This is a genomic window from Streptomyces sp. NPDC104202 (assembly GCF_055584185.1).
Genome location: NZ_JBVJMN010000010.1, coordinates 15,404 through 34,452 on the forward strand (window position 1 = coordinate 15,404; position 19,049 = coordinate 34,452).

Sequence of the window (19,049 nt, forward strand, 5' to 3'; positions counted from 1 at the left end):
CACGTGAGTGGTAGAAAGAAAACCCGTTCACGTCAAGGGGGAACCGCTGATGACCCAGCCGCCCAGCAACCAGCCGCCGGGGGGCTTCGGAGCCCCTCAGGACCCGAACCAGGGTCTCCCGCCCGTCCCGCCAGTGCCGCCGCAGGCCCCGCCCGCCCCGCAGACCCCGCCGCCCGCCGCGCCGGGTCCGTACGGGCAGCAGCCGACGCAGCCCGGCTACGGGTACCCGCAGGCGCCGGGCCAGCCGCCGGCCGCGCCGGGCCCCTACGGCCAGCCCGGTCCGTACGGACAGCCGCCGCAGCAGCCGTACGGCTACCCGCAGCAGGGCCAGCCCGGCCCGTACGGGCAGCAGGCGAACCCCTACGGCGGCCACCCCACCCAGCCCCTGTACCAGGGCGCCCCGACCCCGCCGTCCGGCGGCGGCGGTCTGAAGGGCCGGACCGGCGTCGTGGCGGCCGTGGCCGCCGCGGCCGTCCTGGTCGCCGCCGTCACCACCTGGGCGGTCGTCTCCGGCGGGGACGACAAGGACCCGGTCGCCGGGCCCACCGCCACCGCGACCACCTCCGCGGCCCCCAAGCCCACCGAGTCGGTGGACCAGGGCGACGGCTCGGGCGACGGCGCGGGCGGCGACGAGGACCTCAACGCGGACCGCCAGCCGGGCGAGGCGAAGGTCGGCTGGCTCCTCAAGAACGACGTCGACCTGCCCCGCAACGGCTCCGAGGTCCACGGCCCGTGGATCGTCGGGGACACCGTCGTGAAGGCGATGTACAAGGGCGTCGACGGCTACGGCCTGAGCGACGGCAAGCGCAAGTGGCACGTCGACCTGCCGTTCGAGCTGTGCGCGGCCCCGCCGGAGCCCGCCGCCGACGGTTCCATGGTCTTCGGCTACGCCGAGAGCGCCAAGGACGGCGCCAAGTGCACCCAGCTGCAGAAGATCGACCTCAAGACGGGCAAGGCCGGCTGGAAGAAGGCCGTGCCGAAGGCCACGGGCCTCTTCGCCTTCTCCGACAACACCCTGTCCATCAGCGGCAACACGGTCACCGCGGCCGGCTCCAGCAGCGCGTACGGCTTCTCGCTCACCGACGGCCGGCAGCTCTTCCAGGGCGCCACCACGGGCTGCAAGCCCTTCGCCTACGCGGGCGGCAGCAAGCTGATCGCCGCGATGGACTGCCCCTCGGGCAGCGCCGGCAAGAAGATCCAGGCGGTCGGTCAGGTCGACCCGAACACCGGCAAGCCCCGCTTCACCTTCAAGCTGGAGGCGAACTGGGAGGTCGACAAGGTCTACTCGGTCGACCCGCTGGTCGTCTCCGCCACCCAGCGCGAGCAGAAGAAGTGGACGATCTTCGCCCTCGACGCCAACGGCAAGCTGCGTTCGCAGATCCAGGGCGGCAGCGACAAGTTCGCCCCGTCGTGCGGCGGCGGCCTGGTCATCTTCGGCCGCAACCTCCAGGGCTGCACCGGCGTCGCGGCCGACGCGAACACCTTCTACATGGCGACCGAGACCGACTACGGCAAGCCCAACGAGGTCGTCGCCTTCGACCTGGCGACCGGCAAGGCCAAGTGGCGCTCCAAGGCCCCCGGCGAGCAGTCCATGACCCCGCTGCGCATGGAGGGCGGCCAGGTCCTGCTGTACGTGGACCCGTCGTACGACAAGGGCGGCGCCGTCGCCACCCTCGCCCCGACCGGCGGCGCGCCGCGGATCCTGCTCCAGCACCCGGCGTCGACCGCGTCGATCGAGAGCAGCTTCTACAGCGCGGGCTACGCCTACGGCAGCGGCACCTTCGTGGTGGCGAGCGGACGTGTGTCGGCGTCCAACGACAAGGACGAGATGCAGGTCAAGACCATGATGGCCTTCAGCAAGTGAGGTACACGGACCGATGACGCAGCCACCCCCGCCCCCGCCGAACCAGCCCCCGGATCCGCAGGGGGGCTTCGGCGCCCCGACGCCGCAGCCCCCGACGGAGCCCGGCTACGGATATCCGCAGCAGCCGCCGACGCAGCCCGGCTACGGCTACCCGGCGCAGCCGCCCGCGCAGGACCCCGGCTACGGCTACCCGCAGCCGCCCGCGCCCCCGCAGCAGCAGCCGTACGGCTACCCCACGCAGCCGCAGCAGCCGCAGCAGCCGCAGCAGCCGCAGTACGGCGGGTACCAGCAGCAGCAGCCCCCGTACGGCTACCCGACGCAGCCCCAGCAGCCCTACGGCGGCTACCCGCAGCCGGCGCCCGCCCCCTCGGCGCCGGGTGGCCGGAAGCTCTCCGCCCAGCTCCAGATCGTGATCGCGGCGGTCGTCGCCGTCGCGGTGATCATCGGCGTCGGCATCTGGTACGCCGGCTCCGGCGGCGACGGCAAGGACGACGAGGCCAAGGGCACCGGCGGCACCTCGCAGGGCACCACCGGCGACGGCGGCAAGGGCGGCGGGATCGACGGCGCGGGCAAGGAGAAGGCGCCGGCCGACACCCAGGCGAAGGCGGCCTTCCAGGTCCCGCAGCCCAAGGTCCCGGACGTCACCGACGTCTCCGGCTCCTGGATCACCGACAAGGCGTACGTGAAGTCGGGCATCAACTCCGTCGTCGCCTACGACCTGGACAAGGGCACCCCGCTCTGGACGCTGCCGCTGACCGGCCAGGTCTGCGGCGCCTCCCGGCACGTGAGCGCCGACAACAAGGTGCCGATCCTCTTCGAGGCCACCAAGCGGGTCGCGCCGCGCTACTACCAGCCGTGCACCGAGGTCGGCGTGGTCGACCTGAACACCGGCAAGCTGCTGTGGTCCACCTCGATCACCGGCGGCTCCGCCGGCGACCAGAAGGCCCGGTTCAGCGAGGTCACGCTCAGCGGCGCGACCGTCGCGGCCGGCGGCACGGACGGCGGCGCCGCCTTCGACCTCGCCAACGGCAACCCGCGGTGGAAGCCGCAGGTCAACGACGAGAACTGCTACGACCTCGGTTACGGCGGCGGCGCGGGCCTGGTCGCGGTCCGCAAGTGCGGTCCGTACAGCAGCCAGTACGTGCTCATCCAGAACCTCAACCCGGCCACGGGCGCCCCGGTCTCGCAGTACAAGATGCCGAGCGGCGTGAAGTACGCCTCGGTCGTCTCCACCAAGCCGCTGGTCGTCGCGGCCGACGTCGGCGAGAGCGCCGGCGACGGCAGCGGCATCTCCGACTTCTTCTCCCTCGACGAGAAGACCGGCAAGCTCAAGGTGAAGATCACCGCGGACGCCGACCAGTACGCCGCCCGCTGCCGCTCGACCCGCGTCGAGGCATGCTCGCAGGCGGTCGTCGGCAACGGCCGGCTGTACGTGCCCACCGAGGAGCACGAGGGCAGCAGCGGGGAGTACGGCGACGAGACCAACGAGGTCATCGCCTTCGACCTGACCACCGGCCGCACGGCGCCGGAGAAGGCCGACGCGGGCGACAAGTACACCCTGGTCCCGCTGCGCATGGACGGCGGCAACCTCATCGCCTACAAGGCCCCGCCCTACGACAAGGGCGGCCAGATCGTCTCGATCGACGGCGGGACGATGAAGTCGACGGTCCTCCTGGAGAACCCGGCGGACAAGTCGGTCCGGGACGCCGAGACGAGCTTCAGTCTGAACGGCGCCGAACTCGCCTACCGCGACGGCCGGTTCTTCCTCTCGGAGACCCTGATCAGCAAGGCGCGGGCGGGGGACGACAAGGAGTACCTGATCGTCGCCTTCTCCGCCGGGCACTGACGCAACGTACGGCGGCGGTGGGCCCCTCCGGACTTCCGGAGGGGCCCACCGCCTTTTCCGCCCCCCCCCGTGTCACCTGGTCGGGGGACACGGGCCCCCGGCGGGGCATGTCGGCGGTTGGGGCGGCACGGGGCGGGGGAGCGTGTAGCTTGCCGGGTCTGGCGTGCCGGGGGGTCCGGCGGGCCCGGAGGATGGGGGATGACCGGGATGGGCGTACGCCTCGTGGTGGTCGACGACCACCGCCTGCTGGCGGAGGCGCTCGCCTCGGCGCTGAAGCTGCGAGGGCACCGGGTGCTCGCGGCGGGCGCGCCGGTGGCGGGGGCGGCCGAGCTCGTGGTGGGCCGGGCGCCGGAGGTCTGTCTGCTCGGCACCGCCGCGCCGGCCGCGCCGGGCGCCTTCGACGTGGTCGTGCGGATCAAGCGGGAGCGGCCGCAGGTGGCGGTCGTGGTGCTCGGGCCGGTGCCGTCGCCGCGCGGCATCGCGGCGGCGTTCGCGGCCGGCGCCTCGGGGTACGTGCGGCACGACGAGCGCATCGAGGGCGTCGAGCGGGCGCTGGTGAAGGCGAGGGCGGGGGAGACGGCGGTGGCGCCGGCCCTGCTCCAGGGGGCCTTCGCGGAGCTGCTGCACCCCTCCGCGCAGCCCGACGACGAGGCGCAGCGGCTGCTGCGGATGCTGACCCAGCGCGAGGTGGAGGTCCTCGTCCGGGTGGCGGAGGGGGAGGACACCCGGCTGATCGCGGCGGGGATGGGGATCGCGCCGAGCACGGCACGGACGCACGTGCAGCGGGTCCTGATGAAGCTGGGGGTCGGGTCGCGTCTGGAGGCGGCGGCCCTCGCTGCCCGGACGGGGCTGCTCGACCGGGCGGTGCCGGGGCAGCGCGGCCCCTCCTGAGAGGACGGACGACGGGTCCCGCGGGTGCGGGACCCGGCTTCGCCATTGACGCCGATGTTTGAATGTGGTTCTTTGTGCGTGGTTCTGTTTGATCCCGCCCCCGGAGGGCATCCCGTGAAGAAGACCGTCACCACGCTCGCCGACGGGCGCGAGCTGATCTACTACGACACGCGCGACGACACGGTCCGCGCCGCGGTCGACCCGCGCCCCCTCACCCGCGTCGTCTCCCGCTCCGAGATCCGCCTCGACGAGCTCACCGGCGACCCCGTCGCCGTCGCCTCCCACCGCCAGGCCCGCACCTACCACCCGCCGGCCGACGCCTGCCCGCTCTGCCCCGCCACCGACGGACGCGAGAGCGAGATCCCGGAGGCGGACTACGAGGTGGTCGTCTTCGAGAACCGCTTCCCCTCGCTCTCCGGCGGCGTCGGCCGCTGCGAGGTCGTCTGCTTCACCGACGACCACACGGTCTCCTTCGCCGACCTCTCCGAGGAGCGGGCCCGGCTCGTCCTCGACGCCTGGACCGACCGCACCGCCGCCCTCTCCGCGCTGCCGGGCGTCGAGCAGGTCTACTGCTTCGAGAACCGCGGCCGGGAGATCGGCGTCACCCTGCCCCACGCCCACGGCCAGATCTACGCCTTCCCCTACGTCTCCCCCCGCACCGCCGCCATGCGGCGCCGCGCCGACGAGCACCGGGCGGCGACCGGCCGCAACCTCTTCGACGACGTCGTCGCCCGCGAACGCGCCGACGCCGAACGGGTGGTGCTGGAGACCGAGCACTGGATCGCCTTCGTCCCCTACGCCGCCCACTGGCCGTACGAGGTGCACCTCCACCCCCGGCGCCGGGTGCCCGACCTGCTCGCCCTCGACGAGGCCGCCCGCACAGAGTGCGCACAGGTCTACCTGGAACTCTTGAGGCGCTTCGACCGGCTCTTCGGCCCGGACGAGCCGCCGACGCCCTACATCGCCGCCTGGCACCAGGCGCCGTTCACGGACGAGCGGCGCGAGGACTTCGGACTGCACCTGGAGCTTTTCACCGTCCGACGGGCCTCTGGCAAGCTGAAGTTCCTCGCGGGCACCGAGTCCGGCATGGGCGCGTTCATGAACGACGTACGGCCGGAGGACGCGGCCCGACGACTCCGAGAGGTGGCGAGCGCATGACCACGACCGCGAAGAGGTACCTGGTGACCGGAGGCGCCGGCTACGTCGGCGGCGTCGTCGCCGCCCACCTCCTGGAACGGGGCCACCGGGTCACCGTCCTCGACGACCTCTCCACCGGCTTCGCCGAAGGGGTCCCCGACGGCGCCGAGTTCGTCGAGGGCCGCATCCAGGACGCGGCGAAGTGGCTCGACGCCTCCTACGACGGCGTCCTGCACTTCGCCGCCTTCTCCCAGGTCGGCGAGTCCGTCGCCCGCCCCGAGAAGTACTGGGAGAACAACGTCGGCGGCACCATGGCGCTGCTCGCCGCCATGCGCGACGCCGGCGTGCGCCGGCTCGTCTTCTCCTCCACCGCCGCCACCTACGGCGAGCCGGCGACCGTCCCGATCACCGAGTCCGCGGCGACCGCGCCCACCAGCCCCTACGGGGCGAGCAAGCTGGCCGTCGACCACATGATCGGCGGAGAGTGCGCCGCGCACGGCCTGGCCGCCGTGTCGCTGCGCTACTTCAACGTCGCCGGGGCGTACGGCTCGCTCGGCGAGCGCCACCAGCCCGAGTCCCACCTCATCCCGCTCGTCCTCCAGGTCGCCCTCGGCGAGCGCCAGGCGATCTCCGTCTACGGCGACGACTACCCCACCCCGGACGGCACCTGCGTCCGCGACTACATCCACGTCGCCGACCTCGCCGAGGCCCACCTCCTCGCCCTCGACGCCATGACCGCGGGCGAGCACCTGGTCTGCAACCTCGGCAACGGCAACGGCTTCTCCGTCCGCGAGGTCGTCGAGACCGTCCGCGCCGTCACCGGCCACCCCGTCCCCGAGACCGTCGCCCCGCGCCGCCCCGGCGACCCGGCCGTCCTGGTCGCCTCCGCCGACGCCGCCCGCGAGCGGCTCGGCTGGACGCCGTCCAGGCCCGACCTGGCGGCCGTCGTCGCCGACGCCTGGGCCTTCGCCCGGAAGCAGCGGGAAGGAGCACGCGCGTGAACGTCGCCGCCGACTTCGAGGCGCTGTACGGCGCCGCGCCCGACGGGGTCTGGGCCGCCCCGGGGCGGGTCAACCTCATCGGTGAGTACACCGACTTCAACGACGGCTTCGTCCTGCCGCTCGCGCTGCCGCACACCACCGTCGCCGCCGTCTCCCGCCGGGACGACGGCGTCCTGCGCCTGCACTCCGCCGACGTCGACGGCGGGATCGTGCAGCTGGACGTCGACGCCCTGGAGCCGCTCTCCGGCGGCGGCTGGGCGGCCTACCCGGCCGGTGTGGTCTGGGCGCTGCGCGAGGCGGGGCACCCGGTGAAGGGCGCGGACGTGCACCTCGCGTCGACGGTGCCGACCGGCGCCGGCCTCTCCTCCTCGGCGGCCCTGGAGGTCGTCACCGCGCTGGCCCTGGACGACCTGTTCGGCCTCGGGCTCTCCCGTCCCGAGCTCGCCCGGCTCGCCCAGCGCGCCGAGAACGCCTTCGTCGGCGTCCCCTGCGGCGTCATGGACCAGATGGCCGCCGCGTGCTCCGAGGAGGGCCACGCCCTGTACCTGGACACCCGGGACCTCTCCTGCCGCCAGGTCCCCTTCGACCTGGCCGGGGAGGGGCTGCGGCTGCTCGTGGTCGACACCCGCGTGAAGCACGCGCTCGGGGACGGCGCGTACGCCGAACGGCGCGCCGGGTGCGAAGCGGGTGCGCGGGCGCTCGGTGTGAAGGCCCTGCGCGACGTGAACGCCGTGCACCTTTCCGCATCCCTCGCACTGCTGAGCGACGAGACGGTGCTGCGGTACGTCCGGCACGTCGTCTCCGACAACGCCCGGGTCGAGCGGGTCATCGCCCTGCTCGACGCCGGCGACACCCGGGCCGTCGGTCCCGTCCTCACCGAGGGGCACGCCTCCCTCCGCGACGACCTGAAGGTCTCCTGTCCGGAACTCGACCTCGTCGTCGAGACGGCGAACGCCGCGGGAGCCCTGGGCGCCCGCATGACCGGCGGCGGCTTCGGCGGCTCGGCCGTCGTCCTCGTCGACACCGACCGGGCGGGCGAGGTCGCCGCGGCCGTCACGGCCGCCTTCGCCGCCGCCGGCCACGCCGCACCCGGGATCTTCCCGGCCGTCCCCGCGGCGGGGGCGCGCCGGCTCTGAACCCGCCGTGCATCCGGACGACTTCGCACAGTTCCGCCAAACGGCCCCCACCGGCCCGCCCCGCCCCTACTCTGTTGGGCAGCGCCGGTGGGGGCCGGTGCTGTTCAGGGGTCGAGACCGTCGGGTACGGCGTCGGCAGCGGGGTAAAAGTCAACGCACGGCGGCGGCCGGGCGACCGACGGACACCCCGCCTCCGGCGCCGTGCCCGCGCGCCGGTCCGTCCTCGACACATGGGGGTGTCCGTGGCACGTATCCGGGTCCTGGTGGTGGACGACCACCGCATCTTCGCCGAGTCGCTGGCCGCCGCCCTCGCGGCGGAGCCGGACGTCGACGTCGCCGCCGCCGGCAGCGGCCCGGCCGCCCTGCGCTGTCTGGACCGCGCGGCCGCGGAGGGGCGCCGGTTCGACGTGCTGCTCGTCGACGCCGAACTGGGCGCGGGACCCGCGGCGGCGCCGGCGGCCCGTGCGGCGGGCGACGGGCCCGAGGCCGCGGTGGACGGGATCTCCCTGGTCGCGGCCGTGCGCAGGGCCCAGCCGGCCGTCCGGACCGTCGTCCTGGCGGAGAAGGACGACCCGCACCGTGCGGCGCTCGCCCTCCAGGCCGGTGCCTGCGGCTGGGTCGCCAAGGACTGCTCGCTCCAGCGGCTCCTCGCGGTGGTACGGGGGGTGCTGCGGGACGAGACGCACCTGCCGCCCGCGCTGCTCACGGGCGTCCTGAGGGAGCTGACGGCGGCCCGCAAGCACCGGACGGACAGCGAGCGCCTGGTCGAGTCGCTGACGCCGCGCGAGCGGGAGGTGCTGCGCTGCATGGTGGCGGGGCTGGGCCGCAAGGCGGTCGCGGAGCGGCTCTTCCTCTCCCCGCACACGGTCCGCACGCACATGCAGAACGTGCTGGGGAAGCTGGGCGTGCACTCGACGCTGGCCGCCGTGGCGCTGGCCCGCAGGGCGGGTGTGGGCCCCGCCGAGCCGGCTCCCGCGCTAGCCGGGGATGTTGTCGAACGGGGCGGTCAGCCGGCGTAGCAGGGCGGCCAGTTCGCCGCGCTGGGCGCGGGAGAGCTGGGCGAGGATGGCGCGCTCCTGGGCGAGCAGCCCGGCGAGCGCCTCGTCGGCCCGGTCGCGGCCCTCGGGGGTGAGCCGGACCAGGACCCCGCGGCGGTCGCTGGGGTCGGGCAGCCGCTCGACCAGGCCCTTCTTGGTGAGCCGGTCGATGCGGTTGGTCATGGTGCCGGAGGTGACCAGGGTCTGGGTGAGGAGCTGGCCGGGGGAGAGCTGGTAGGGCGCTCCGGCGCGGCGGAGGGAGGTGAGGACGTCGAACTCCCAGGGCTCCAGCTGGTGCTCGGAGAAGGCGAGCCGACGGGCGCGGTCGAGGTGCCGGGCGAGCCGCGAGACGCGGCTGAGCACCTCGAGCGGTTCCACGTCGAGGTCGGGGCGCTCGCGGCGCCATGCAGCGACCAGTCGGTCGACCTCGTCCTCCATGACGATCAGTGTAGAGGGTCTGTTGACATAAAGTCTCTTGGGGTCGAGTTTCTCGATATCAAGTATCTTGGAGTCAAGATATATTTCCCTGGACTACGGGGAAGGGACCCGGCCGGAACTTCGTTCCGCTTCGGCAACACGTGCCAGCAAGGGGGCTTCGAACATGCATTCCGTGGAATCCGCCGCACCAACCTGGGATCCGCAGCAGTACCTCCGTCACTCCGGCCACCGCACCCGGCCGTTCCTCGACCTGCTCGCCCGAATACCGCACCTGCCGGCCCAGGACCGGCCCGCCCGCATCGCCGACCTCGGCTGCGGCCCCGGCAACGTGACGGCCCTCCTCGCCGACCGGTGGGCCGACGCGCACATCACCGGCTTCGACCTGTCGCCGGAGATGCTGGAGCGCGCCGAGAAGGACTGGGCGGGCACCACCCGCGGCGGTGGCTGGCTCGACTTCCGCCCCGCGGACGCCGCCCACTGGACCCCCGCCGAGCCCTACGACCTGATCGTCTCCAACGCCGCCCTCCAGTGGGTCCCCAACCACCCCGAGTCCCTCGCCTCCTGGGTCGACGGACTCCACCCCGGCGGCACCCTCGCCTTCCAGGTCCCCGGCAACTTCACCTCGCCCAGCCACGCCCTCCTCGGCGAGCTCTGCGACACCCCCGAGTGGCGCGCCCGCCTCGGTGACCAGGGCCGCCGCTTCGTCCACATCCTCGACCCGGCCGAGTACCTCACCCGACTCACCGACCTCGGCTGCGAGACCGACGTCTGGGAGACCACCTACAGCCAGCTCCTCCAGGGCGAGGACCCCGTCCTCGACTGGGTCAAGGGCACGGCGCTGAGGCCCGTCCTCACCACCCTCGGCGACGACCGGGAGGCCGTCGACGCCTTCCTCGGCCAGTACCGCGCCCTCCTCCGCGAGGCGTACCCGCCCGGCCCGCACGGCACCGTCTTCCCCTTCCGCCGCATCTTCGCCGTCGCCCGCAGGAGCGACTGAGCGCGGAGCACCCCGAACGCGCGGGGGGGGGGGGGGGGGGGGGGGGGGGGGGGGGGGGGGGGGGGGGGGGGCGGAGGGGGGGGGGGGGGGGGGGCGGAGGGGGGGGGGAGGTGGAGTGGGGGGGGGGGGCACGGTGGCTGGGTGGCTCCCTCCCCCCCCCCCCCCCCCCCCCCCCCCCCCCCCCCCCCCCCCCCCCCCCGCTCCCGTCAGCGGCGGCGCCGGGTGCGGCGGACCTTCAGCTCCTCGAAGCGCGGCACGTCGCCGTCGAGGACGCGCTGCCAGGCCCGGGCGAAGAGCTCCGGGACGGGTTCGGCCGGCACCAGGGCGCCCAGGAACGGACGGTGGGCGCCCTCGGCGTCGTACAGCGCGAGCTTCCACTGCTCGACCGGCAGCGTGGGCGCGCTCTGTTCGGCCCAGGCGCCGGGGAGGAACAGGGAGCGTCCGGCGCGGGCGCGGACGGCCGTCACCACGAGCTCCCCGCCGGCCAGTTCGGCGCGGGCGGCCTTGAGGCGGGCGGGCTTCCAGCCGGTCCAGCGGGCCGTGTTGCGGTCCGTGGGGTCGGGCAGGGCGAGGAGCATGAGGTACAGGGTGGCCGCGTCGGAGCCCAGCCCGTGCGTCCGGGCGACCTCGGCGACGAGTTCGGGCACCGCACGCGACGGGTCCTGCGGCCACCAGGTGCCGTCGTGGTCGGTGTCCCCGGCCGCGGGCGCGCCCGGGTCGGCGAGCAGACGGGCGAACGCCGGGTCGTGCGCGCGCCGCAGGGCCGCCTCGACGGAGCTCGGCCGCTGGTCGGGGCCGCGCAGCGCCGCGAGGTACGGGTCGGAGCCGGTGGAGTCGAGCAGGGCGGTCCGCAGGGCCGGCTGGGGCTGGCCGTCGTGGGTGGCCATGAGCACCGCGCCGTACCGCTCGTATCCGGGGGCCGTCTCGGTCGGCGCGCCGGCGACCTTCCGGAACTCCTCGAGGTAGGTGAAGCTCCCGGCCGCGACGAGGAGTCCGGGCGAGGCGAGGCGCTGCCGCACGGCATCGAGCGCCTCGGGGAGCTTCGCCCGCAGGGGGTCGCCGGCGGGCAGCCGGTGGGCGAGCCACGCCGTCAGGCTCATCGCGCCCGTGAGGACGGAGTCGGTGAACGGCTCCTTCGCCGGCGTGACCGGGGCGGGCCGGTCGCGCTCGATGTGCCAGGCCACGTCGACGCCGAGCTCCGGGGCGGCGGCCGGGTCGAGGATCGCCTGGAGGGCGCGGTGCACCGGCCAGCTGCCGCGGACGGCGCGGGCGGCCTCGGCGGCGAGCCAGTCGGGTACGTGGGTGCGGCGGCCCACCCGGGCGTTCCACACGGCGGCCGCGGCCGCCGTGTCGGGTCCTTCGCTCCAGAGCAGCGCGGGGTCCCGGGGCAGCAGCGCCGCGACCACGGCCCGCCGCACCTCGACGGGCAGCGCCCGCAGTTCGTCGCGCGCCTGCGCGGCCTCGGCCACCTTGAGGCCGAGGGTCTTGCGCAGCTCGGCCGGGAGGAAGTTGTTCTCCCAGCTGTCCACCTCGGGCAGGCCGGCCAGGACGAGCCGGGCGAGCGCGGCGGAGACGCCGGTGAGACGGGCGAACTCCTCGGCGTGCTCGGGGAGGAAGGGCGTCTCCGGGCGCGTGGCGGCCTCCGGGAGGAAGACGGCCAGCCAGTCGGCGTCGCGGGTGCGGTCGCCGACCGGGGCGTCGCCGCGCAGGGTGTAAGGGCCCGGCACGTCGAAGCGGCCGCGGGGGTCGTGGAGCAGCGCCCCGAACTCCCGTCCGCCGTCGACGTCGGTGTGGTGCTCGGTGATCGCGAGCGCCGCTCCGCCGCCGAGCGGGAGGACGGCGCGGTGTCCGGAGCTGTGCTTCAGGCCGTCGGGGGTGTGCAGGTGGGCCGTGCCGAGGTGGACGAGGACGCGGCGCCAGTGGCCGGCCGATCCCGCGGCGGAGGCCAGCCCGAGGGCCTCGACCTGTCCCAGGATCCGCAGGAGCACGGCCCGGTGTCCGGCGCCGCTGCCCGGCGCCACGGCCCGGTAGGCGATCGCGGCGGGCTCGTCGAGGAGCGGGGTGAAGGGCAGGCTGGTGTACGGCAGGGAGGGCAGGTCGAAGTGGACGCGGCCGGGCTGCGCGGTGGCCGCGGTGTCGGCCCGGGCGGCCGCGAGGGTCTCCAGGAAGCGGTGGGCCACGTCCTCCTCGACGCCCGAGCGGTAGTACCCGGTGCCGACGATGCCGTTCAGGGCCTTGCCGATCAGCACGTCGGCGGGCCCGGGGACGCGGGTCTCCGCGGACGCGGCCGAGGGGTCGAGCCGTTCGGCGACGGCGTCGAGGGACTTCTGCTGCCGGACGGCGAAACGGAGGACCCGCACGACGCCGGCGACGAGTTCGGGGGCGGTGATCGAGGGCAGCGCGGTCGCGACCAGCTCCGGGAGATCCGCCGCGCGCTCGGCGAGGACGGCCGCCTTCAGGAGGGTGCCGGCCGCCTCGGCGTCGGCCGCCCGCAGCGCGGCCGAGCCCTCGGTGTCCCGTGCCCGCAGGGCGTACAGGTGGGACAGCGGCGGCAGGGTGACGCTCGCCGTGCCGTACAGCTCGTTCCGGTCGCCGTCGCTGGTCGTCGTGACGACGCCGTCGGGGTCGCGCAGGGAGAGCTTGCGCCACTCCCGGGTCAGCGCCCGGGGCCGCTCGTCGCCGGGGAACGTCAGCGCCGCCACGGGCATGTCGGCGCCCTCGGGCAGGCTGACGGCGCGCCCGGCGGTGTCCTCGGCGTACCAGCCGTTGCCGGGGAGCCGCACGACGCGCCAGCCGAGCAGGCCGTCCGCGGGGGCGCCGAGGACGGAGCCGTCGACGGCGGGTGCGGGGCGCAGCCAGGAGGAGCGCGCGGAGAGTTCGGCGCCGTCGGCGTGGGCGCGGAGGGCGTCGGCGAGGAAGCCGGGCTGGGAGCGCCGGCCGTGGGCGCCTTCGGCGGGGTCGTACTCGGCCCAGCCGGCGTCGTCGTGGTGCTCGCCCGTCGTCCACACCCAGTGGGACGTGCCGTCGGAGATCAGCGGGCGCTCCGGCGGCAGCGTGGTGTCGCCGTGGTGGAGGACGCCACCGCCGGTGGTCCGGCCGCCGCCGGGCAGCGCCAGGCTGGGGTTGTCGGTGCGCAGGGACCAGTAGTCGGTGCGGCCGTCGAGGGTGAACACCCGGTCGGGAGCGGTGTGCCAGTATCCCTCCGTCTCGGTGCGGCCGTAGGCCGACCAGAAGACGAGCAGGGCGCCGTCCACGTAGTGGAAGCCGTAGCGCCGGGAGTGTCCGGCGGGGGTGCGCAGGTCGTGGACGAGCACGGTGGAGTCGGCGTCGATGACCCGGACCTGGGTCGTGCCGGCGACGATCAGGTAGGGCCACGCCTCGACGACGGTGAGGCCGTCGGTGGTGTCCCGGGTCGGGCCGAGCGCCGCGAGGGTCTCCTCCCACACGGGCCAGCGGAGCTCCTCCCAGAGACCGCCGCGCAGGGTGCGCGCCAGCGTCGCGCCGAGATCGGCGCCGGCCGCGGCCGCGACCTCGTCCGGCGCGAGGGCGAGGGCCTCGGCGGGCAGCCACGAGAGGCGGGCGAGGGCCTGCGGCAGGCCGGGCAGACCGGCCGCCACCGACTCGCGGGCGACGTCGCGCATCCACTCGGTGAGCATCGGGCGTCCGCCGGCCGAGGCGGCGAGCAGGCGCATGACGTCGGCGCCCGAGGAGGCGTTCCCGTAGGAGGAGGCGGCACGCCGGAAGGCGGGGCGGAAGCGGAGGTCCGCGGCGAGGGCGGCGAGGTCGCGGCGGTTCTCGCCGCGGGCCCAGTCCGTGAGGCCGAGGGCGCGGCCGTAGCGGTCCGGGGTGTCCTCGGGCGGGTCGACGACGGCGATGTCCAGGGAGAGCAGCAGGTCGAGGAGGTCGGCGTCCTCGACGCCGATCCGCAGGGCACGCTCGCCGTCGGGCCGGCTCGCCAGGTCGGCGCGCAGCCGGCCGGCGGCGCGGTCGACCAGGTCGAGGAGGGCGGGCGGCGTCGGGCGGGGGCCCCAGCCGCGGTGCCGGGCGGCGTGGAAGCGCTCCAGCCAGGCGGCGGCGCCGTCGGGGCAGCGCTCCTCCGGGCCGGGGTCCGGGTCGGTCAGTCCGGTGTCCGCCCCGGACTCGGCGAGGAGGCCGAGCCACAGGACGCTCAGTTCGCCGTCGTCGCCGGGCGGGGTGATCGACAGCAGCGTGCCCCGTACGGCCGGGACGCGGCGGGCGAGGGCGACCAGGGCGGTGCGGTGGGCCTTCCACCAGCCGGTCGCCGCGCGCAGGGTGGCCGGCAGCGGCAGCAGTTCGGCGAGGTAGTCCTGCTCCGCCTCGGTGCCGGACAGGCCGGCGGCGCGCGCCAGGCGCCGCAGTTCCGTGGCGGCCTGCGCGGAGGGAGCGAGTCCGCCGGCGGTCCTGCGCACGCAGAGGCGCCGGAAGCGCTCGTACGCCTCGCCGGGGGTGAGCCGGGCGGAGAGCTCCTTGCCGTAGCTCGCGAGGACCTTCACCGGCAGGGCGCCGGCGAGGGCGAACTCCAGGAAGACGGAGTCGAGCCGGTCCTCGTCGACGGTGAGGCCGTGCTGTGCCTCGCTGGTGCGGGCGCGGCCGAAGAGCTGGCCGGCGTACGTGGCGTTCTCGACGCCGAGGAAGACCCGCGCGGCCTGCTCGTAGAAGACGGGCAGGAAGTGCGGCACGGCGGAGGCGAGCCGGCCGGCGAGTTCGTGGCAGGCGTCGAGGGCGGCCTTGGGCTTGGTCTTCGCCTGCCGGGCGAGGCGGTCGAGCTCGGGCACGACGGCCAGCGCGTGGTGCCCGTCCTCCGGGTGGTGCACGAGGACCCACTCGGGGAAGCCGAGCTCCCGGCGCCGGCCGATGCCCACCGTGGCCGGCTCGCCCTGCGGAACGAGCCCGAGGAAGCCGGCGGCGAGGTCCTCGGCGGGGCCGAGTTCGGCGGCGGTCAGCCGGACGACGACCCGCTCGTCGCCGAGGACCGGATGGCGGTAGGCCCGCGCGGTCATCGGGACGGCGGAGGCGCCCGCGTCGCCGGCGTCCGCCGGGAGCACCGCGCCGGCCCCGAGGAGCTCCGCGTTGTCGGAAACAGTCGTGCTGGTCATGCGTCCCCACCCTCTTCGATCGTGCGGCCGGCGTACAGCGCAGCGGCCATGCGCATCCCCTCGGACCAGGCCACCGGTCCGACCTCGGTCAGCCGCACCGCGCGGCCGTCCTCGTCGTGCCAGGTCAGGCCGCCGGTCTCCGACTCCCCGTCCCAGTACGGCTCGCCGATCCACACGGACGCCTCCGTGCCGCGTCCGCCGTCCCGCACCTTGCAGGTGGCGTATCCGCCGGAGACGCGGTAGCCGAGGGCCGTGGCCCGCGCCGCGAGACCGAACCGCGAGAGGAACTTGCCGCCCGCGTAACGCCGTACCTCGGTGGCGGTCTCCGCGTGCCCGGTGCCGGGCCCGTCCCAGGTGGCGCGGTGGATCTGCTCCACCCGCTGGGTGATGCCGAGTTCGGCCGCGAAGTCCCGGACGTCGTCCAGGTCAGGCAGGAGGACGGGGTGCGGGAGGGTGACGGTCCGCGGCGAGATCCGTACGGTCTCGCCGTCGAGGTCGAGGAGCCGCAGCTCGCCGTCCGCGGTGACGTCCCGCAGGAAGCCGACCTCGTCCGGGTCCTCGCCGACCACGGCCATGTCGCGGAGGGCCGACCCCCACGCCTCGTCCGGCCACACCCGGGCTATCAGTTCGGTGGGCACCGGGAGCGAGGACACCATCCAGGCGTCCACCTGGGCCACACAGGCGGCCGCGTGCCGGTCGAGCCACTCGGAGAGCCGGCGCAGCCGGTCGACCTCGGGGTCGTCGCGCAGCCCCTTCGGCAGCGTCTTCAACTGCCGTCCCCCGGCGCGCCGTGCCACCACACGCCCGTCCTCCAGGGTGACCTCGTACCCCTCACCCGCTGTCAGCCACGCCATCTGCCGTGCCCCTCCGCCTGTCCTTGTGGGAAACCGCGCAGCTCGAACCACGGGGTGCAGAGCCCCGGAGCCGCGGTATGGAGGGAACACTAGACAGGGTCACTGACAACGCGTCCGCGCCCTCCCGCCGGCCGGTCGGGGGACGGTGGCGGGAGGGCGCGCGACGGGTGACGAGGGGCCCCGCGGCGGGGGCCGACGGGAGGTCAGGCGGACGGGACCGCCCGCTGGATGGCGGTGATGACGCGGTCGAGGGCGTCCTTGCTGTGCGGGTCGGTGAGGTTGGCCCAGAGCTTGAACATGAAGCGCTGCAGGACCGGCCGCGACAGGCTCCGGGTGGCGACGAGCCGCATGACGCGGGGCTGGTTGAGGGCGTGCACGACGAGGCGCCCCACGGTGAAGTAGCGGCCGTAGGAGGCGCGGACGACGTCCGGATAGCGCAGCAGGGCCTCCTCGCGCGCGTGCGCGGTGGGCCGGCCGAGGGCGTCGGTGACGGTGTCCGCGGCGAGGCGTCCGGACTCCATCGCGTAGTCGATTCCCTCGCCGCTGAGCGGGTTGATCATCCCTCCGGCGTCGCCGGTCAGGAGCAGGCCGCGGGTGTACTGGGGCCGCCGGTTGAGCCCGGCGGGCAGCGGCGCTCCGCGCAGCGGTCCGGTGGCGTGGGCGTCGTCGAAGTGCCGGGTCGGGGAGAGCCGCGCGGTCCACTCGCCGAACATCCGCCGGTGGTCGATCTCGGGCCGCCGGCCGACGTGGAAGGTGCCGAGGCCGACGTTGAACGTCCCGTCGCCGACGGGGAACACCCATCCGTAGCCGAACGGCATGTAGGGACGGCCCTTGGCGTCCTCGGTCTCCAGGTCGAGCCACGCCTCCAGGTGGTCCTGGTCGCGGGCGGGCGTCCGGTAGTAGCGGCGTACGGCCACGCCCATGGGCCGGTCCTGACGCTGGTGCAGACCGAGGGCGACGGCCAGGCGGCTCGACGCGCCGTCGGCGGCGACCACCAGCGGAGCCTCGTAGGTGCGGGAGGCCCCCTCCCGCTGGGCGGTCACGCCCGTCACGTGGCCGGTGGCGGGGTCGAGGACGGGACCCGTCACCTTGGTCCCCTCCAGCAGGCGGGCCCCGGCGGCGACGGCCCTGCCGGCGAGCAGCTGGTCGAGGTCCATGCGGCTGCGCACGAGCCCGAAGTCGGGGTAGGACGCCACACGGGGCCAGGGCATCTCGACCGTGGTACCGGAGCCGTGGGCGCGCAGGCCACGCGTCCTGACCCAGCCGTCCCCGGCGATGTCCACGCCCATGCCGACGAGTTCCCGCACGGCCCGCGGGGTGAGTCCGTCACCACAGATCTTGTCGCGGGGGAAGGTGGCCTTCTCGATCAGCAGGACGTCGCGGCCCGCCCGGGCGAGGTGGTAGGCGGCGGCGCAGCCGGCGGGTCCCGCGCCGACGACGATGACGTCCGCCGAGTCGCGGGTGGGTGACAGGTCCATGTGTGGTCTTCCTCTGCTGCGGCGGCGTGAGGTGCGGGGAACGGCTTCCCATCTGTACCCAGGGCCGACGGCTTTGATCACCCGTCACGTCATGCACCGTGCCGGAGGGCCGCCGCCCCGCCGGCCCCCGGCTCCGGCGGCGGCGTGCGGGCGCCGACGTACCCCGGCTCCGGCGGCGGACGGGAGCGTCGCGGCTCCCGCGTCCTCCTCCGGCCGGCCCGCGTGACGACGGGGCCGGATCCCCGTCGCCGGCTCCCACCCTGCCTCTCCCCTCGGCCGCGGCGGGGGCCCCGAGGCCGACCGGCCGCACACCTCACCTGTTCGGCTCCCCGGGGCGCCGGCCGTCCTCGCGGGCGGGGGTGGCGGGCGCGATCACCTCCACCACGCGCCAGGTGGGTGCGGCGGTCGGCGTCGCCGTCGCCGGCGGCCTCGTCGCGGACGCCGCTCCCGCCGGCCTGCCTGCCGCCACCCGGCCGGGGTGGCTCCTGGTGGCGGCGTGCGGGCTGTTCCTCCTCGTCGTGGCACGCGCCGCGGGTCCTCGGCCGACCGGGACGGCCGGGGGGTGACCTCGCCGCACGCGGCGCTCCGGACGGTCAGCCGGCCGGGGCCCGCCAGGGCTCGAACCACGGGTCGGGCCAGCGCTCGGCGGCGGCCAGCAGGGGGAAGAGGGTGGCGCCGTCGATGGTCTCGCGGATGATGTCGGCGTGGCCTCCGTGGCGGGCGGTCTCCTCGATGAGGTGGAGCAGGACCCAGCGGACCGACCACTCCTCCACGTCGGCGGGGAACCAGGGCAGACCCCGCGGGACGGGGACGCCGCGACCGAGGTCGGCGACGGAGGCGACGACCGCGTCGGTCTCGCGGACGGCGGCGTCGTAGGCGTCGAGGACGTCCGCGAGGGTCTCCTCGGCGGTGAGCGCGAACTCGGCGGAGTCGCTCTCGTCCGCCTCCCGTCGCGGCCCGCGCTGCCGCTGGAGGATGAGGTCGGTCCAGCCCGCCTCGCAGCGGGCGGCGTGCTTGATGAGGCCGCCGATGCTGAGTTCGCTCGCGGTGGGGGTGAGGCGGGCCTGGTCGTCCGTCAGTCCGTGGGCGGTGGCGCGCAACGTCCGGCGCTGCTGGGTGAGATAGGCGAGCAGGCCGTCGCGCTCGTCGGCGACCGGCGGTACGTGTGCGGGCATGCCTCGACCCTCTCGCCCGGCCGTGGCGCCGGTCAACACTTTTCTGAAAGTTCTTTCATCATCTTTCGCAAGTGCTCG

14 protein-coding genes are annotated in these 19,049 nt (G+C 75.1%); 9 read left to right on the plus strand and 5 right to left on the minus strand.

Features of this window, described 5'->3' with window-relative positions:
- The first annotated feature begins 49 nt into the window (after positions 1 to 49).
- The 7 genes from ACZ60W_RS09495 (at position 50) to ACZ60W_RS09525 (ending at position 8,894) form a co-directional block, all read left to right on the plus strand.
- On the plus strand, positions 50 to 1,864 hold the full coding sequence (locus tag ACZ60W_RS09495; protein ID WP_469754764.1) for an outer membrane protein assembly factor BamB family protein: 1,815 nt from the start codon (positions 50 to 52) through the stop codon (positions 1,862 to 1,864).
- 13 nt (positions 1,865 to 1,877) lie between these two features.
- Entirely contained in the window at positions 1,878 to 3,710 is a 1,833-nt protein-coding gene (locus tag ACZ60W_RS09500) for an outer membrane protein assembly factor BamB family protein (protein WP_469754765.1), read from the plus strand.
- A 207-nt stretch (positions 3,711 to 3,917) separates the two neighbouring features.
- Positions 3,918 to 4,601, plus strand: coding sequence for a helix-turn-helix transcriptional regulator (locus tag ACZ60W_RS09505; protein ID WP_469754878.1), 684 nt, complete (start codon positions 3,918 to 3,920; stop codon positions 4,599 to 4,601).
- 114 nt (positions 4,602 to 4,715) lie between these two features.
- Positions 4,716 to 5,759 (plus strand): galactose-1-phosphate uridylyltransferase, encoded by a 1,044-nt coding sequence (gene galT / locus ACZ60W_RS09510; RefSeq protein WP_469754766.1) that lies wholly within the window; start codon positions 4,716 to 4,718, stop codon positions 5,757 to 5,759.
- Positions 5,756 to 6,739, plus strand: a complete 984-nt coding sequence (galE, locus tag ACZ60W_RS09515) for a UDP-glucose 4-epimerase GalE (RefSeq protein WP_469754767.1) — start codon at positions 5,756 to 5,758, stop codon at positions 6,737 to 6,739. Before galT ends, galE begins: the two co-directional genes overlap by 4 nt.
- Positions 6,736 to 7,875 carry a galactokinase gene (gene galK / locus ACZ60W_RS09520; RefSeq protein ID WP_469754768.1) on the plus strand — a complete coding sequence of 380 codons (1,140 nt, stop codon included), beginning with the start codon at positions 6,736 to 6,738 and terminating at the stop codon, positions 7,873 to 7,875. Before galE ends, galK begins: the two co-directional genes overlap by 4 nt.
- Before the next feature lie 230 nt (positions 7,876 to 8,105).
- Positions 8,106 to 8,894, plus strand: coding sequence for a LuxR C-terminal-related transcriptional regulator (locus ACZ60W_RS09525; RefSeq protein ID WP_469754769.1), 789 nt, complete (start codon positions 8,106 to 8,108; stop codon positions 8,892 to 8,894).
- Here the strand turns inward: ACZ60W_RS09525 and ACZ60W_RS09530 are convergent.
- Positions 8,853 to 9,350, minus strand: coding sequence for a MarR family winged helix-turn-helix transcriptional regulator (locus ACZ60W_RS09530; RefSeq protein ID WP_017241145.1), 498 nt, complete (start codon positions 9,348 to 9,350; stop codon positions 8,853 to 8,855). The genes ACZ60W_RS09525 and ACZ60W_RS09530 overlap by 42 nt on opposite strands.
- A gap of 163 nt (positions 9,351 to 9,513) precedes the next feature.
- Here ACZ60W_RS09530 and ACZ60W_RS09535 point away from each other — a divergent pair, with 163 nt between their 5' ends.
- On the plus strand, positions 9,514 to 10,347 hold the full coding sequence (locus tag ACZ60W_RS09535) for a trans-aconitate 2-methyltransferase (protein ID WP_469754770.1): 834 nt from the start codon (positions 9,514 to 9,516) through the stop codon (positions 10,345 to 10,347).
- Between the two features lie 206 nt (positions 10,348 to 10,553).
- Here ACZ60W_RS09535 and ACZ60W_RS09540 read toward each other — a convergent pair whose 3' ends face one another.
- The 3 genes from ACZ60W_RS09540 to ACZ60W_RS09550 form a co-directional block, all read right to left on the minus strand.
- Entirely contained in the window at positions 10,554 to 15,464 is a 4,911-nt protein-coding gene (locus ACZ60W_RS09540) for a DNA-binding protein (protein WP_469754771.1), read from the minus strand.
- Positions 15,461 to 16,318 (minus strand): DUF4132 domain-containing protein, encoded by an 858-nt coding sequence (locus ACZ60W_RS09545; RefSeq protein WP_469754772.1) that lies wholly within the window; start codon positions 16,316 to 16,318, stop codon positions 15,461 to 15,463. The genes ACZ60W_RS09540 and ACZ60W_RS09545 overlap by 4 nt, the downstream gene beginning before the upstream one ends.
- 203 nt (positions 16,319 to 16,521) lie before the next feature.
- A complete protein-coding gene (locus ACZ60W_RS09550; RefSeq protein WP_469754773.1) occupies positions 16,522 to 17,796 on the minus strand; it encodes a geranylgeranyl reductase family protein in 1,275 nt (424 codons plus the stop codon).
- Positions 17,797 to 18,188: 392 nt separating this feature from the next.
- Here ACZ60W_RS09550 and ACZ60W_RS09555 point away from each other — a divergent pair, with 392 nt between their 5' ends.
- A complete protein-coding gene (locus ACZ60W_RS09555; RefSeq protein WP_469754774.1) occupies positions 18,189 to 18,362 on the plus strand; it encodes a hypothetical protein in 174 nt (57 codons plus the stop codon).
- 27 nt (positions 18,363 to 18,389) lie between these two features.
- Here the strand turns inward: ACZ60W_RS09555 and ACZ60W_RS09560 are convergent, their stop codons facing one another.
- Entirely contained in the window at positions 18,390 to 18,971 is a 582-nt protein-coding gene (locus ACZ60W_RS09560) for a DinB family protein (RefSeq protein ID WP_469754775.1), read from the minus strand.
- Positions 18,972 to 19,049 lie beyond the last annotated feature (78 nt).

Coding starts and splice junctions, on each gene's coding strand:
- ACZ60W_RS09560 (WP_469754775.1), bottom strand. CDS start 18,971: ATGCCCGCACACGTACCGCCGGTCGCCGACGAGCGCGACGGCCTGCTC.
- ACZ60W_RS09545 (WP_469754772.1), bottom strand. CDS start 16,318: ATGGCGTGGCTGACAGCGGGTGAGGGGTACGAGGTCACCCTGGAGGAC.
- ACZ60W_RS09500 (WP_469754765.1), top strand. CDS start 1,878: ATGACGCAGCCACCCCCGCCCCCGCCGAACCAGCCCCCGGATCCGCAG.
- ACZ60W_RS09535 (WP_469754770.1), top strand. CDS start 9,514: ATGCATTCCGTGGAATCCGCCGCACCAACCTGGGATCCGCAGCAGTAC.
- ACZ60W_RS09530 (WP_017241145.1), bottom strand. CDS start 9,350: ATGGAGGACGAGGTCGACCGACTGGTCGCTGCATGGCGCCGCGAGCGC.
- ACZ60W_RS09550 (WP_469754773.1), bottom strand. CDS start 17,796: ATGGACCTGTCACCCACCCGCGACTCGGCGGACGTCATCGTCGTCGGC.
- ACZ60W_RS09525 (WP_469754769.1), top strand. CDS start 8,106: ATGGGGGTGTCCGTGGCACGTATCCGGGTCCTGGTGGTGGACGACCAC.
- ACZ60W_RS09495 (WP_469754764.1), top strand. CDS start 50: ATGACCCAGCCGCCCAGCAACCAGCCGCCGGGGGGCTTCGGAGCCCCT.
- ACZ60W_RS09540 (WP_469754771.1), bottom strand. CDS start 15,464: ATGACCAGCACGACTGTTTCCGACAACGCGGAGCTCCTCGGGGCCGGC.
- ACZ60W_RS09505 (WP_469754878.1), top strand. CDS start 3,918: ATGGGCGTACGCCTCGTGGTGGTCGACGACCACCGCCTGCTGGCGGAG.
- galE (WP_469754767.1), top strand. CDS start 5,756: ATGACCACGACCGCGAAGAGGTACCTGGTGACCGGAGGCGCCGGCTAC.